Annotated in this window: 15 protein-coding genes; 10 read left to right on the forward strand and 5 right to left on the reverse strand. The window is 67.7% G+C overall.

Annotation, left to right across the window (positions count from 1 at the left end; genetic code table 11):
• Window positions 1-231 precede the first annotated feature (231 nt).
• Both J2X20_RS07045 and J2X20_RS07050 read left to right on the forward strand, forming a co-directional pair.
• Window positions 232-822, forward strand: a complete 591-nt coding sequence (locus tag J2X20_RS07045; protein WP_310262786.1) for a 1-acyl-sn-glycerol-3-phosphate acyltransferase — start codon at window positions 232-234, stop codon at window positions 820-822.
• Entirely contained in the window at window positions 819-1052 is a 234-nt protein-coding gene (locus tag J2X20_RS07050; protein ID WP_310262790.1) for a VF530 family protein, read from the forward strand. Before J2X20_RS07045 ends, J2X20_RS07050 begins: the two co-directional genes overlap by 4 nt.
• Window positions 1053-1058: 6 nt before the next feature.
• Here J2X20_RS07050 and minE read toward each other — a convergent pair whose 3' ends face one another.
• From minE to minC, 3 genes are read right to left on the reverse strand one after another with little or no spacing between them, the layout of a single operon-like run.
• Window positions 1059-1325, reverse strand: coding sequence for a cell division topological specificity factor MinE (gene minE, locus J2X20_RS07055; protein WP_119043242.1), 267 nt, complete (start codon window positions 1323-1325; stop codon window positions 1059-1061).
• A 13-nt stretch (window positions 1326-1338) separates the two neighbouring features.
• Window positions 1339-2154 carry a septum site-determining protein MinD gene (gene minD / locus J2X20_RS07060; RefSeq protein WP_310262794.1) on the reverse strand — a complete coding sequence of 272 codons (816 nt, stop codon included), beginning with the start codon at window positions 2152-2154 and terminating at the stop codon, window positions 1339-1341.
• A gap of 24 nt (window positions 2155-2178) precedes the next feature.
• Window positions 2179-2955, reverse strand: a complete 777-nt coding sequence (gene minC / locus J2X20_RS07065; RefSeq protein WP_310262797.1) for a septum site-determining protein MinC — start codon at window positions 2953-2955, stop codon at window positions 2179-2181.
• 647 nt (window positions 2956-3602) lie between these two features.
• Here minC and J2X20_RS07070 point away from each other — a divergent pair.
• The 5 genes from J2X20_RS07070 to J2X20_RS07090 all read left to right on the forward strand — a co-directional run bounded on the left by J2X20_RS07070 (window position 3603) and on the right by J2X20_RS07090 (window position 8717).
• Window positions 3603-3785, forward strand: coding sequence for a hypothetical protein (locus J2X20_RS07070; RefSeq protein WP_310262802.1), 183 nt, complete (start codon window positions 3603-3605; stop codon window positions 3783-3785).
• Between the two features lie 39 nt (window positions 3786-3824).
• Window positions 3825-5870 (forward strand): methionine--tRNA ligase, encoded by a 2046-nt coding sequence (metG, locus tag J2X20_RS07075; RefSeq protein ID WP_310262803.1) that lies wholly within the window; start codon window positions 3825-3827, stop codon window positions 5868-5870.
• A 132-nt stretch (window positions 5871-6002) separates the two neighbouring features.
• Entirely contained in the window at window positions 6003-7661 is a 1659-nt protein-coding gene (locus J2X20_RS07080) for a SulP family inorganic anion transporter (protein WP_310262806.1), read from the forward strand.
• A gap of 9 nt (window positions 7662-7670) precedes the next feature.
• Window positions 7671-7874 carry a DUF3460 family protein gene (locus J2X20_RS07085; RefSeq protein WP_310262808.1) on the forward strand — a complete coding sequence of 68 codons (204 nt, stop codon included), beginning with the start codon at window positions 7671-7673 and terminating at the stop codon, window positions 7872-7874.
• A 3-nt stretch (window positions 7875-7877) separates the two neighbouring features.
• Complete coding sequence (locus tag J2X20_RS07090; protein WP_310262811.1) at window positions 7878-8717, forward strand: segregation and condensation protein A; 840 nt, start codon at window positions 7878-7880, stop codon at window positions 8715-8717.
• On the opposite strand, the gene J2X20_RS07095 is transcribed toward J2X20_RS07090, so the two are convergent.
• Both J2X20_RS07095 and J2X20_RS07100 read right to left on the reverse strand, forming a co-directional pair.
• Entirely contained in the window at window positions 8714-9619 is a 906-nt protein-coding gene (locus J2X20_RS07095) for a DUF808 domain-containing protein (RefSeq protein ID WP_310262815.1), read from the reverse strand. The genes J2X20_RS07090 and J2X20_RS07095 overlap by 4 nt on opposite strands.
• A gap of 46 nt (window positions 9620-9665) precedes the next feature.
• Complete coding sequence (locus J2X20_RS07100; protein ID WP_310262818.1) at window positions 9666-10121, reverse strand: MaoC family dehydratase; 456 nt, start codon at window positions 10119-10121, stop codon at window positions 9666-9668.
• A 51-nt stretch (window positions 10122-10172) separates the two neighbouring features.
• On the opposite strand from J2X20_RS07100, the gene kefF reads away from it, so the two are divergent.
• The 3 genes from kefF to J2X20_RS07115 are packed head-to-tail and all read left to right on the forward strand — an operon-like array spanning window position 10173 to window position 13497.
• Window positions 10173-10829: a glutathione-regulated potassium-efflux system oxidoreductase KefF gene (kefF, locus tag J2X20_RS07105; RefSeq protein WP_310262819.1), complete on the forward strand. Its 657-nt coding sequence runs from the start codon at window positions 10173-10175 to the stop codon at window positions 10827-10829.
• A complete protein-coding gene (gene kefC, locus J2X20_RS07110; RefSeq protein ID WP_310262822.1) occupies window positions 10826-12673 on the forward strand; it encodes a glutathione-regulated potassium-efflux system protein KefC in 1848 nt (615 codons plus the stop codon). Before kefF ends, kefC begins: the two co-directional genes overlap by 4 nt.
• Complete coding sequence (locus J2X20_RS07115) at window positions 12670-13497, forward strand: SIR2 family NAD-dependent protein deacylase (RefSeq protein WP_310262825.1); 828 nt, start codon at window positions 12670-12672, stop codon at window positions 13495-13497. The genes kefC and J2X20_RS07115 overlap by 4 nt, the downstream gene beginning before the upstream one ends.
• The last annotated feature ends 4 nt before the right edge of the window (window positions 13498-13501 follow it).

Genomic DNA, 13501 nt, shown 5'->3' on the forward strand with positions numbered 1-13501 from the left:
ATGCAAGCGGATGGGTTGAACGGTGCGCAGCATCGCGGTCTGCCGCGTTGGCGGCAAGCCGCGCTGCGACGGACTGCACAAATAGCGGCATGGATGGCAGGCGCCATCCACAGCCGCTGTGGACAACACCGTGCACAGCCTGCGGGCTGCAAGCCCAAGTCCTTGGCACAACAGCACTTTTCTTGCGTTGCCTCAGATTGAGGCAGGCACCGGGGCCGGACAATCGCGGCCATGCATCGCACCATCTTCACGACGCCCGGACTCAGCACCCTGCTGCGCGGCGTCTCCCTGGCCTGGCTCAGGCTGGCCGGCTGGACCGTCCAGGGCAGCCTGGCGCCCGAGGCGCGCAAGAGCGTCTTCATCGCCGCCCCCCACACCAGCAACTGGGACCTGCCCTACACGCTGTTCGCCTCTTTCGCGCTGCGCCTGACGCCCTACTGGATGGGCAAGGCCTCGATCTTCAGGTTCCCCTTCGGCGGGCTGATGCGCTGGCTGGGCGGCATCCCGGTGGACCGCAGCCAGTCCAACAACCTCGTGGCCGCCTCGGCCGAGGCCCTGGTGAACGCCGACGGCCCGGTGCAGCTCATCGTGCCACCCGAGGGCACACGCAGCAAGACCATCTACTGGAAGACCGGCTTCTACTGGATCGCCGTCACGGCCAGGCTGCCCATCGTGATGGCACACATGGACTATCCGCGCAAGCTGGTCGGCCTCGGGCCCATCTTCAGGCCCACGGGGGATGTCGACGCCGACATGGCCGAGATCAAACGCCACTATGCCCAGTACAAGGGCAAAAACGCGAGTCAATTCACCCACGAATGAACGGCAGCAACGATCCTCTTCACGGCCTCACCCTCGAGGCCATCGTGACCGAACTGGTCGCCTACTTCGGCTGGCGCGAGCTGGGCCAGCGCATCGAGATCAAATGCTTTCGCATCGATCCCAGCGTGACGTCCAGCCTGAAGTTCCTGCGCAAGACGCCGTGGGCGCGCGCCAAGGTCGAGAGCCTGTACCTCTTCATGCGCCGCGAGCAGGCGCGCGCTTCCCGCTGATCAGGTTCAGCGGCCTGCGGCCGCCTCGGGCAACTCGATCTTGACTTCCAAGACCTCGAGGTCACCCTGGCGCTCCATGTGGACCTTGATGTCGTCGGGGTTGATCGACACGTATTTGCTGATGACCGCGACCAGCTCCTTCTGCAGCTGCGGCAGATAGTCGGGGCTGGAACTGCGGCCGTTGCGCTCGTGCGCGAGGATGAGCTGCAGCCGCTCCTTGGCGACGCTGGCCGAGCTCTTCTTCTCGCCGAGGAAAAAGTTCAGGAATCCCATTGCGCGGCTCCCATCACTTGGCGCCGAAGACGCGCTTGAACCAGCCCTGCTTCACGGCTTCCGTGAAGCGCATGGGCTTGTCCTCGCCGAGGAAGCGCGCAACGACGTCCTTGTAGGCCTCGGCCACGTCGGTGCCCTGCAGATGGATGGCCGGCGTGCCCTGGTTGGAAGCCTGCAGCACGCTCTCGCTCTCGGGGATGACGCCGATCAGCGGCGTGCGCAGGATCTCGTGGATGTCGTCCAGGCTCAGCATCTGGCCGCCCTCGACCCGGTTCGGGTTGTAGCGCGTGATGAGCAGATGCTCCTTGACGGGCTCCTTGCCTTCGATGGCGCGCTTGGTCTTGCTGGACAGCATGCCGAGGATGCGGTCGCTGTCGCGCACCGAGGAGACCTCGGGGTTGGTCACGACCAGGGCCTCGTCGGCGTAATGCATGGCCATCAGCGCGCCGGTCTCGATGCCGGCGGGCGAGTCGCAGACGATGAAGTCGAACTCCATGGCCTTCAACTCGTCCAGCACGCGCTCGACGCCCTCCTGCTTCAGCGCATCCTTGTCGCGCGTCTGCGAGGCGGCCAGGATGAAGAGCTTGTCGAGCTGCTTGTCCTTGATCAGGGCCTGCGTGAGCTTGATCTCGTCGTTGATGACGTTGATCAGGTCGTAGACGACGCGGCGCTCGACGCCCATGATGAGGTCGAGGTTGCGCAGGCCGACGTCGAAGTCGATGACGCAGGTCTTGTGGCCCCGCATCGCGAGGCCGGTGGCAAAGCTCGCGCTGGTGGTGGTCTTGCCGACCCCGCCCTTGCCGGAGGTGACGACGACGATCTTGGTCATCTGGGTATTTCCTTGCGTTTCGATTCAGGACTGCAGCGGTTGCAGCAGCAGTTTTTCGCCCTGGAGGTAGACCTGGGCCGGCTTGCCCGCCACGTCGGCGGGCAGCGCGTTTTCGGCGGTGCGGTAGATGCCGGCAATGGCCAGCAGCTCGGCCTCCAGGCTTTGCGTGTAGATGCGCGCCGAGGTGTCGCCGCGCGCACCGGCAATGGCCTTGCCGCGCAGCGGCGCATAGATGTGGATGCTGCCGTCGGCGATGACTTCGGCACCATGGCTGACGACGGCCAGCACGACGAGATCGCCGCCCTTGGCATAGACCTGCTGGCCGGAGCGCAGCGGCTTGTCGATGACCAGGGTCGGCGCCGGCACGGCGGGCTTCTCGATGATCTTCTCGACGGTGATCTCGCGCACCACCTCGCGCACGACTTCGGTCGGTGCCGCTTGAACGGCGCGTTCGGCCACCGGTTCGTCGGCCGCATCGGCCAGGCCCAGCTCATGGGCCAGGGCCAGTTCCTCGGCCGTTGCGCCGGCCACGGCCACGGGCTGCAGCTGGCTCTTGCGCAGCAACTCGACGATGGCTCGCAGGTCGACGGGCGCCGGTCCATCCAGGGCCAACGGCGCCTGGCCTTCGATCGGGTCGGTTGCAGCAGCCGGCGACACGCGCTCCAGCTGGCTCAGGTCGATGACGACCGGCTCATGCTCGAAACCGCCGGCACCCGCGCGCTGGGCCCAGTCGGCGCTCAGCTCGGCCATGTCGACGCTGTGCAGCACCAGGCCCAGCAGGCTGAAGCGGCGCGACTTCAATTCGAAAGTGCCGGCGCGCGATGCGCTCTTGCCGCGCCCGCCACTTTCCCTCGTCAGATCCGCCATTGCCCCGCTGTCGCCCCGCTCAAAAGGCCGCGAGTTTAGCCGCCGGCCTCGGGACCACTTCTTGGGGACTGCCCCCAGACCGCCGCCTCAAAAGCAGGCAGACCAGGCTGCACGATGGCCGATCAAGCACTTAGCGCCGCTGTCGTCAGCCGGCCCACAGACTTGTCCACAGCGGACGGGGACAAAGCGCATCGAAATGTCATCCAGAGTCGTGACATCCGCACTCCGCAGCTTGACTTATCCCCAAATCTGGAAGGCGTCAAGCCCTGCCGGGCGCCCTGCCCCCTGCCCCATGGGCTCGCTGGCGCATGAGGCTAAGTTATTGATTCATATAGCCGCTCGGCAACTGCCTAGAAATGAGGCAAGCTAAGACAACCCGCATTCCATAAGGGCTTGGCCGCGATGGAGGGGGGTTCTCCACAAAGTTTTCCACAGACTCGGTGGATAGCTTTCAGAAGCGTTACAAATCAGTGACTTAAGCGCGGTCCTTGATGCGGCGTGGAGCTTTCGGCTGCAACTTGGGAGCGCTCCGGGGCCCATCGCAAGCTACATTGGGCCGGCCACCTCAAGGAGAGTCCATTTTGGCTACCCCGAACTACAGCTATGAAAAGCGCCAGCGTGAGCTGGCCAAGAAGCGCAAGGCCGAAGAGAAGCGCCAGCGCAAGCTCAGCGGCAAGCCTGACGATCCCGCCGCACCGGATGAGCCCCAGGCCGATGGCGAGGCCGCCGCCGATCCCACCGCCCCTGCCGACCCGCAAACCTAGAATCCGCAGTTCCGTCCGCCAGCCCCGCCATCCGCGCCCATGTCCCGCCAGCTCTTCGTCACCACCGCCCTGCCCTATGCGAACGCCGGTTTCCACATCGGCCACATCATGGAGTACACCCAGGCCGACATCTGGGTTCGCTACCAGCGCATGGCGGGCTCGCAGGTGCACTTCGTCTGCGCGGACGACGCCCACGGCGCGCCCATCATGATCGCGGCCGAGAAGGCCGGTAAGAGCCCCCAGGACTTCGTCGCGGCAATAGCGGCCGGCCGCAAGCAATACCTGGACGGCTTTCACATCAGCTTCGACAACTGGCACTCGACCGACGGCCCGGAGAACCACGAGCTGTCCAAGGCCGTGTATCTCGCGCTGCGCCACAACGAGCTGATCTCGACCAAGACCATCGAGCAGTTCTTCGATCCGGCCAAATCCATGTTCCTGCCGGACCGCTTCATCAAGGGCGAGTGCCCCAAGTGCGGCGCCAAGGACCAGTACGGCGACTCCTGCGAGGTCTGCGGCGCCGTCTATGCGCCGACCGAGCTGAAGAACCCCTACTCGGTGCTGTCCGGCGCGACGCCGGTGCTCAAGACCAGCGAGCACTACTTCTTCAAGTTGAGCGATCCGCGCTGCGTCGATTTCCTGACCCAGTGGACCCAGGAGCCGGGCCGCCTGCAGCCCGAAGTGCTGAACAAGATCCGCGAATGGTTCGAGCCCGACGAGGACGGCAACAACCGCCTCAGCGACTGGGACATCAGCCGCGACGCGCCTTATTTCGGCATCGAGATCCCCGACGCGCCGGGCAAGTATTTCTACGTCTGGCTGGACGCGCCCATCGGCTATCTCGCCTCGCTGAAGAACTACTTCGGCAAGCTGGGCCAGGACTTCGACGCCTTCATGGCGAATCCCGATGTGGAGCAGATCCACTTCATCGGCAAGGACATCACCTATTTCCACACGCTGTTCTGGCCGGCCATGCTGCATTTCAGCGGCCGCAAGACGCCCAACCACGTCTTCGTGCACGGCTTCATGACCGTCAACGGCGGCGAGAAGATGAGCAAGAGCCGCGGCACCGGTCTGGACCCGCTGAAGTACCTCGGCCTGGGCCTGAACGCCGAATGGCTGCGCTACTACATCGCCGCCAAGCTCAATGCCAAGGTCGAGGACATCGACTTCAACCCCGAGGACTTCGCGGCCCGCGTCAACAGCGACCTGGTCGGCAAGTTCATCAACATCGCCTCGCGTGCCGCCGGCTTCCTGAGCAAGCGCTTCGGCGGCAAGTTGAGCGGCGATCTCGGCGTCGAGGGCCGCACGCTGCTGGACGCGCTGCGCGCCCAGAGCGGCGCCATCGCCGAGTTGTACGAAACCCGCGAGTTCGGCAAGGCCCTGCGCGAGATCATGGCCCTGGCCGATAAGGTCAACGAGTTCGTCGACCAGCACAAGCCCTGGGAACTGGCCAAGCAGGAAGGCATGGACGCGGCCCTGCACGATGTCTGCAGCGTCTGCATCGAGGCCTTCCGCCTGCTGACGATCTATCTCAAGCCCGTGCTGCCAGCCCTGGCCGCCCAGGTCGAGGCCTTCCTGAAGGTCGAGCCCCTGCAGTGGCGCCACAGCGCCCGGGCCCTGGGTGCCCACACCATCGGCACCTACCAGCACCTGATGCAGCGCGTCGACCTCGCCAAGGTCGAGCAGCTTTTCGAAGCCCCGCCGGCGCCCCAGGTCCAACCCGGCGGCGAGGACATCGCCGCCGAGATCAAGATCGACGATTTCGCCAAGGTCGACCTGCGCATCGCCAGGATCGTCAAGGCCGAGCTGGTCGAAGGCTCGGACAAGCTGCTGCGCCTGACGCTGGACGCCGGCGAAGGTCGCATGCGCAATGTCTTCAGCGGCATCCGCGCCGCCTACAAGCCCGAGGACCTGGAAGGCAAGCTGACCGTGCTGGTCGCCAACCTCGCGCCGCGCAAGATGAAGTTCGGCATCAGCGAGGGCATGGTGCTGGCCGCCGGCCACGCCGACGAGAAAGCCCACCCCGGCATCTTCGTGCTGGAGCCCCACGCCGGCGCCCAGCCAGGCATGCGGGTGCGCTGAACGCCATGCGCCGAGCGACTCCCAGCGCGCTGCTCGGCCCCTCCAGGCGCCGGCGTTTCATCGCCGAGCGCTATCACTGCGGACCTCCGGCCGCGACCACGCTTGTTGCGTCGTCGCCCTTCCGGAGGTCATATGTCACTGCCCCAGCTGCACCCCTTCCGCCCCCGCGCGCTCGCGCTGCGGTCGGGCTACTCGCGTGAACGCTTCCTCGCCGACCTCGGCGCCGGCCTGACGGTCGGCATCGTCGCGCTGCCGCTCGCGCTGGCCTTCGCCATCGCCTCCGGACTGCGACCGGAACAAGGCCTGGCCACGGCCATCGTCGGGGGCTTGCTGGTCTCGCTGCTGGGCGGCTCCAGCGTGCAGATCGGCGGCCCGGCGGGCGCCTTCATCGTCGTCGTCTACGGCATCCTGCAGCGCCACGGCCTGGCCAACCTGCTGCTGGCCACGATGGGCGCGGGCCTGCTGCTGCTGGCCATGGGCGCGCTGCGCCTGGGCGTGCTGGTGCGCTACATCCCGGTGGCCATCGTCACCGGCTTCACCAACGGCATCGCCGTGCTGATCGCACTGGCCCAGCTGAAGGATTTCCTGGGCCTGCGCATCGACAAGATGCCGGCCGACTTCTTCGGCCAGATCGCCGCACTGCGCGAGCACCTGGGCGGCCTCAACCCGGTGGCGCCGGCCCTGGCATCGGCCTGCATGGCCGTGGTGCTGCTCTGGCCCAAGAACATCGCGCAGGACCGGCCACTCACCGGCCTGCGGCGCTGGATGGCCCTGTTGCCCTCCACGGTCATCGCCCTCGTCGGCGCGACAGCCGCGACGGCCTTGCTGCAACTGCCGCTGGACACCATCGGCAGCCGCTTCGGTGGCATTCCGCAGGCCCTGCCCGCCCTGGCCTGGCCGACGATGGACTGGGCCGGCATGCAGCAGCTGGTCATTCCGACGCTGACGCTGGCGCTGCTGGGCGCGATCGAGTCCTTGCTGTGCGCCCGCGTGGCCGACAAGCTCACGCCCGGGCTGCCCCGCCACGACCCCAACCAGGAGCTGATGGCCCAGGGCCTGGCCAACATCGCCGCCCCGCTGTTCGGCGGCCTGCCGGCCACCGGCACCATTGCGCGCACCGTCACCAACATCCGCGCCGGCGCCACCAGCCCCGTCGCCGGCATCGTGCATGCGCTGAGCCTGCTGCTCATCCTGCTCGTCGCGGCACCGCTGGCGGTGCATGTGCCGCTGGCGGCCCTGGCCGGCATCCTGCTCGTCGTGGCCTGGAACATGGGCGAGTGGCACGAGTTCGCGCGGCTGCGGCGTTTCAACCTGACCTACCGGACCCTGCTGCTCGGCACCTTCGTGCTGACCGTCGTCGCCGACCTGACCGTGGCCGTGGAGGTCGGGCTGATCACGTCCTGCGTCTTCTTCGTCTGGCGCATGGGCCAGCTGTTCACGCTCAAGCGTGTCGAGGAGCCGCAGCTACCACCCGGCGTCGTCGCCTACGAACTCTATGGCGCCCTCTTCTTCGGCGCCGTCGGCAAGCTGGAATCGCTGCCGGAGCAACTGCCGCCGGACACCCGGACCGTCGCCCTGGAGATGCACCGCCTCATCGTCATGGACACCTCGGGCCTCGAGGCCCTGCGCGAACTGCACCGGACGCTGCTGCGGCGCGGCGTCGCCCTGGTGCTGGCCCAGGTCAACGCCCAGCCCCTGGACCTGCTGCACCGCGCCGGGCTGGCAGCCGAGTTGGGCGAGGCCGCCATCGTCCCCGGCATCGCCGATCTAAAATCCGCCCTTCAGCCCTAGAGACCCGCCATGCCCCTGTTCTGGAAGCCCTACAAGTCCGAAGTCACCAGCTTCATCGAGCAACTGAAGGCCCAGCGCCCGACGCTGGAAGCCGAGCAGCGCGCCGGCCGCGCCCTGCTGTGGGACAAGGAGCAGGATCGCACGGCCCAGGCCGGCTTCAACGAAGCCCGCGTACCCCAGCAGCCCTACGTCTACCAGACCTCTGGCAAGTAAACCTTGACCGCCGTGGCTGAGGAATCCAGCCAGGCCGAGTCCGACCTGCCCGAGGTCGTCGACGCGGTGGCCGTGGCTCGCCTGTATGGCGAGCCGCTGTTCCAGATGCCGCTGGACCTCTACATCCCACCGGATGCGCTGGAGGTCTTCCTGGAGGCCTTCCAGGGCCCGCTGGACCTGCTGCTCTACCTGATCCGCAAGCAGAACTTCAACATCCTCGACATCCCGCTGGCCGACGTGACGCGCCAGTACCTCAGCTATGTCGAGCAGATCCGCAAGCACAACCTCGAGCTGGCCAGCGAATACCTGTTGATGGCGGCCATGCTGATCGAGATCAAGTCGCGCATGCTGCTGCCGCCCAAGAAGAGCGAGGACGGCAAGGAGGTCGAGGATCCGCGCGCCGAGCTGGTGCGCCGCCTGCTGGAGTACGAGCAGATGAAGCTCGCCGCGGCCCGCCTGGACCGCCTGCCGCTGCTGGGCCGCGACTTCCTGCGCGCCCAGATCCACATCGAGCAGTCCCTCACGCCGCGCTTTCCCGACGTCAACACCGACGACCTGCGCGAGGCCTGGCTGGACATCCTCAAGCGCGCCAAGCTCAACCAGCACCACAAGATCAGCCGCGAGCAGCTGTCGGTGCGCGAGCACATGAGCATCGTGCTGCGCCGGCTCCAGGGCCAGCGCTTCGTCGAGTTCGAGGCCCTGTTCGACGTCACGCGCGGCCAGGCCGTCCTCGTCGTCACCTTCATTGCGATGCTGGAGCTGGCCAAGGAGCGCCTGCTCGAGATCACCCAGGCCGAGGCGTTTGCGCCTATCTACGTGCGGCTGGCCTACACGCCGGTCTAGCGGCCACGCAGCTTCTGCACCGCCATCACGCCGGCCAGCACCAGGGCGCCGGCGATGACGCCCACCAGCGCATTCGCGCCGTTCTCCAGCAGCGCCGCCACAACCCAAGCCTGGCCCAAGGCCAGATGCTCGATGGCGTGATGCAGCGGCGCAATGCCGTGCACGAGGATGCCACCGCCGACCAGGAACATCGCCGCCGTGCCCAGCACGGTCAGCAGCTTCATCAATCGCGGTGCCGCGGCCAGCAGAAAGCGGCCGACGGCCTGGGCCGCAGCACCCGCCTTGCGCGATAGCCACAGGCCCACATCGTCCATCTTCACGATACCGGCCACAAAGCCATAGACGCCCACCGTCATCGCGATGGACACGGCCACCAGCACTGCGAGCTGGGTCTGCAGCGGCGCGGTGGCCACCGTGCCCAGGGCGATGACGATGATCTCGGCGGACAGGATGAAGTCGGTGCGGATGGCGCCCTTGACCTTGTCGCGCTCGAAGCTGGTCATGTCGACCTGGGGGTCGGCAATGGCCTTGACCAGCTCGTCGTGATGGGCCTGGTCTTCCTCGGCACTGTGCAGGAATTTGTGGGCCAGCTTCTCGAAGCCCTCGAAGCACAGATAGGCGCCGCCCACCATCAGCAGCGGCGTGATGGCCCAGGGCATGAAGGCCGAGATGGCCAGCGCCGCGGGCACCAGGATGGCCTTGTTCAGCAGCGAGCCGACCGCCACGGCCCAGACGACGGGCAGCTCGCGATCGGCATTGACGCCGCTGACCTGCTGGGCGTTCAGCGCCAGGTCATCGCCCAGCACACCGGCGGTCTTCTTGGCGGCGACCTTGGTCATGGTCGCCACGTCATCAAGGACGGTGGTGATGTCGTCGAGCAGAACTAGCAGGCTGGAGGCCATGGCGGCAGGCGAAAGCGGTCGTTGGAGAGGCCGCGATGCTATCTGCTCAGCGATAGTGGCGCGCCAGGCTCTCGGCCACACAGACGGGTTTGGCCGCACCTTCGGCTTCAATGGCCACTTCCACGGTCACCTGCACGGCGCCGCCCGCCACCTCCTCCATGGCCAGCAGCTTGAAAGCCGCCCTCAGCCGGCTGCCCACCGGCACCGGCTTGGTGAAGCGCACCTTGTTGAGGCCGTAGTTCAGCACCATGCGGCTCTCGCGCACCGCAAAGCCGGTCTCGAAGAAATAGGGGATCAGCGACAGCGTCAGGAAGCCATGCGCGATGGGCGCGCCGAAGGGCCCGGCCTTGGCGCGCTCGGGGTCGACATGGATCCACTGCCGGTCCTCGGTGGCCTCGGCAAAGGCATTCACGCGGGCCTGGTCCACGGTGATCCAGTCGCTGTGGCCCAGAGGCTGGCCGATGAGAGCCTGAAGATCGGCAAGGGTCTCGAAGATGCGCATTCGGGCTGACCTGGGTGGATGTGTCGTCCAGGGACGGTAACCTAGCTCGCCATGCCTGACAGTACCGCCCGCGACATCCTCGTCCTCGCCGCCCACCCCGACCTGGCCCGCTCCCATGCGACCCGCACCGTGCTCGACGCACTGCGCGCCTCGCCGGCGGCCGCCCGTGTGGAGCTGCGCGACCTCTACCGCCTCTACCCCGACTTCCACATCCACATCGACGCCGAACAGCGCGCCCTCGAGGCGGCCAAGCTCGTCGTCATGTTGCATCCCATCTACTGGTACAGCATGCCGGCCCTGCAGAAGCTCTGGCTGGACGAGGTGGCACGCCTGGGCTGGGCCTATGGCCCGGGCGGCACGGCCCTGCATGGCAAGGACTTCTGGCTGGTGGCCTCCACCGGCGGCGGTGCCGAGGCCTATGCGCCGGGCGGCCACAACCACCACGCCATCGAGGAGTTCCTGCTGCCCTATCAACAGTCGGCCAAGACCTGCGGCATGCACTATCTGCCGCCGCAGATCCTGCACGCGGCTCACCGCGCCACCGATGAGGAGATCACCGCCCACGCCGAACTGTTTGTGAAGCGGCTGACGCACTACCCCGAGTGGTGCCACGACCTCGCGGCGCCGGAGGTCGGCGACGAGGAAGCGGTAGCACTGGACGAAAGGCCGCCGCTGTTCTCGACGCTGGGTGGGGGGGACGCGCCATGAGCCATGGCAACTGGCTGCAACTGCCCCTCGTCTTCCTGGCTGCCGCCGTGCTGGCGGTGCCGCTGGCGCGCTATCTCAGGCTGGGATCCATCCTGGGTTATCTCGTCGCCGGCCTGCTGATCGGTCCCGGTGTGCTGGCGCTGATTCCCGAAACGACGGCCATCCCCGAGGTCGCCGAACTCGGCGTCGTGCTGATGCTCTTCCTGGTCGGCCTGGAGCTGGAGCCCAAGCGGCTGTGGTCCATGCGCCGGCCCATCTTCGGCTGGGGCAGCGTGCAACTGCTGGGCTGCGCGGCCGTGCTGACGGCCGTCGGCCTCGCCCTGGGCTACCCCTGGCGCCTGGCTGTCGTCGTCAGCCTGGGCCTGGCCATGTCGTCCACCGCCGTCGCCCTGGCGGTGCTGGCCGAGCGCAACCTCGGCCGCACGACGGCGGGCGAGAGCATCCTGTCGGTCGCCCTGCTGCAGGACATCGCCGCAATTCCCGTGCTGGCCCTGGTGCCGGTGCTGGCCCTGAGCGGTGCGCATGACGACGGCGACGGCAAGACCTGGCTGGCAGGCGCCAAGGCCGTGGGCGCCATCGTCGTCATCATCTTCGGCGGCCGCCTGGCGCTGCGCCCGGCGCTGCGCTGGATCGCCCACAGCAAGACGCCCGAGATTTTCACGGCGGCGGCGCTGCTGCTGGTGCTGGGCACGGCGGCGCTGATGCAACTCGTGGGGCTCTCGATGGCCCTGGGCGCCTTCCTGGCCGGCGTGCTGCTGGCCGAAAGCGAATACCGGCGCGAGCTGGAGACCGACCTGGAGCCCTTCAAGGGGCTGCTGCTGGGCCTGTTCTTCATCGCTGTCGGCATGGGGTTGGACCTCAAGGCCGTGGCCGGCCAGCCCGGCTTCGTGCTGGCCGTGCTGGCGGCACTGCTGGTGTGCAAGATCTTCGTGCTGGTGCTGATGTCCAAGGCCATGAAGATCCCCCTGGTCGAGCGCCCGGCCTTCGTGATCCTGCTGGCCCAGGGCGGCGAGTTCGGCTTCGTCGTCTTCCAGCTCGCGCAGAGCGAGGGCATGATCAACGCGGCCCAGAACTCGGCCCTGGTCGCCGCCGTGGCGCTGTCGCTGGCGCTGACGCCGCTGCTGCTGACCGGCGGCGACCGGTTGATGTCGCAGAAGCTCGCCCGCCGCGGCCTCAAGAAGCGCGCCGAAGCCGTGCCGCCGCCGCCCTCGCCCATCATCATTGCCGGCAGCGGCCGCTATGGCCAGGTCGTGGCCCGCATGCTGCGCGCCAATGGGCTGGAGGCCACCGTGCTGGACCACGACTCCGAGGCCATCGAAAGCCTGCGCCGCTTCGACTGGACGGTCTATTACGGCGACGCCACGCGCCTGGACATGCTGAAGACCGCCGGCGCCGCCACGGCCCGCATCCTCGTCATCGCCATCGACGACATCGCCCAGAGCGTCGAGCTGGCCGAGCTGGTGCGCGAACATTTCCCGCAGATCACCGTCGTCGCCCGCGCCCGCAACGTGCAGCACTACTACCAGCTGCACGAGGCCGGCGTGCGCCACATCGAACGCGAGACCTTCGACGCCGCGCTGATGAGCGCGCGCAGCGTGCTGGAGCTCAGCGGCATGGAGCCGCACGCCGCACGCCGCCAGGCCATGCGCTTCCGGCGCCACAACATCGACGTGCTCAACACCATGGTGCCGCTGCAGGGCGACGAGAACGCGCTGATCGCCGCCGCCCGACTGGGCCGTCAGCAGTTCGAGCAGCTGATGGCCGCCGAGCGCGAGGCCGAGGACGCGCACCGCAAGGCCCAGCGTGGCGGCTGGGACAAGCACGACACCGACGCTGCCTCATGAGCGAAGCGGCGCTGGACCAAGCCGCCGCGCTGATCGCCCAGGCCGATGCGCTGATCATTGCGGCCGGCGCTGGCATGGGCGTGGACTCCGGCCTGCCGGATTTCCGCGGCCGCGAGGGCTTCTGGCGCGCCTATCCGGCCCTGGGCCGGGCGGGGCTGGACTTCACGACGGTTGCGTCGCCCCGGACCTTCGAGCGCGACCCGCGCCTGGCTTGGGGCTTCTACGGCCATCGCCTCGCCCTGTACCGCCGCACCGTGCCGCATGAGGGCTTTGCGCTGTTGAGGACGTGGGGCGAGCGCATGCCGCAAGGCCTGGCAGTGTTCACCAGCAATGTCGATGGTCAGTTCCAGCGCGCCGGCTTCGACGAGGCCTTGATCCACGAATGCCATGGCTCCCTGCACTGGCTGCAATGCCTGTGTGGCTGCGGCCAGGCGCCCTGGCCGGCCGATGCCATCCAGCCCGATATCGACGAGCTTGAGTGCCGCTGGCTGGGCGAGTTGCCCACCTGCCCCGGCTGCGCCGGCCTGGCGCGCCCCAACCTGTTGATGTTTGGCGACTGGGGCTGGGTGGGCGACCGCTACGACGCCCAGGAGACCCGCCTCGCCCGTTGGCTGGCGCGCGTGGAGCGGCCCGTCGTCATCGAGATCGGCGCCGGCACGGCTGTGCCTTCGGTGCGCCACTTCAGCCAGCAGGTCGTGGCCCGCCACGGCGGCCAGATGCTGCGCCTGAACCCGCGCGAGCCGGCCGTCGCCACGTCGCTGGGCATGAGCCTGGCCCTGGGCGCGCTGCAAGGCTTGCAAGCCCTGGCAGACCGGCTGGATTGAGGCC

The sequence above is a fragment of the Roseateles saccharophilus genome, assembly GCF_031458095.1.
Taxonomy (GTDB): domain Bacteria; phylum Pseudomonadota; class Gammaproteobacteria; order Burkholderiales; family Burkholderiaceae_C; genus Pelomonas; species Pelomonas saccharophila_A.

Bases quoted from the DNA above. Each gene is read 5' to 3' on its own strand.
- J2X20_RS07045 (WP_310262786.1), top strand. From the start codon at position 232: ATGCATCGCACCATCTTCACGACGCCCGGACTCAGCACCCTGCTGCGC.
- J2X20_RS07050 (WP_310262790.1), top strand. From the start codon at position 819: ATGAACGGCAGCAACGATCCTCTTCACGGCCTCACCCTCGAGGCCATC.
- minE (WP_119043242.1), bottom strand. From the start codon at position 1,325: ATGGGATTCCTGAACTTTTTCCTCGGCGAGAAGAAGAGCTCGGCCAGC.
- minD (WP_310262794.1), bottom strand. From the start codon at position 2,154: ATGACCAAGATCGTCGTCGTCACCTCCGGCAAGGGCGGGGTCGGCAAG.
- metG (WP_310262803.1), top strand. From the start codon at position 3,825: ATGTCCCGCCAGCTCTTCGTCACCACCGCCCTGCCCTATGCGAACGCC.
- J2X20_RS07080 (WP_310262806.1), top strand. From the start codon at position 6,003: ATGTCACTGCCCCAGCTGCACCCCTTCCGCCCCCGCGCGCTCGCGCTG.
- J2X20_RS07085 (WP_310262808.1), top strand. From the start codon at position 7,671: ATGCCCCTGTTCTGGAAGCCCTACAAGTCCGAAGTCACCAGCTTCATC.
- J2X20_RS07095 (WP_310262815.1), bottom strand. From the start codon at position 9,619: ATGGCCTCCAGCCTGCTAGTTCTGCTCGACGACATCACCACCGTCCTT.
- J2X20_RS07100 (WP_310262818.1), bottom strand. From the start codon at position 10,121: ATGCGCATCTTCGAGACCCTTGCCGATCTTCAGGCTCTCATCGGCCAG.
- kefF (WP_310262819.1), top strand. From the start codon at position 10,173: ATGCCTGACAGTACCGCCCGCGACATCCTCGTCCTCGCCGCCCACCCC.
- kefC (WP_310262822.1), top strand. From the start codon at position 10,826: ATGAGCCATGGCAACTGGCTGCAACTGCCCCTCGTCTTCCTGGCTGCC.
- J2X20_RS07115 (WP_310262825.1), top strand. From the start codon at position 12,670: ATGAGCGAAGCGGCGCTGGACCAAGCCGCCGCGCTGATCGCCCAGGCC.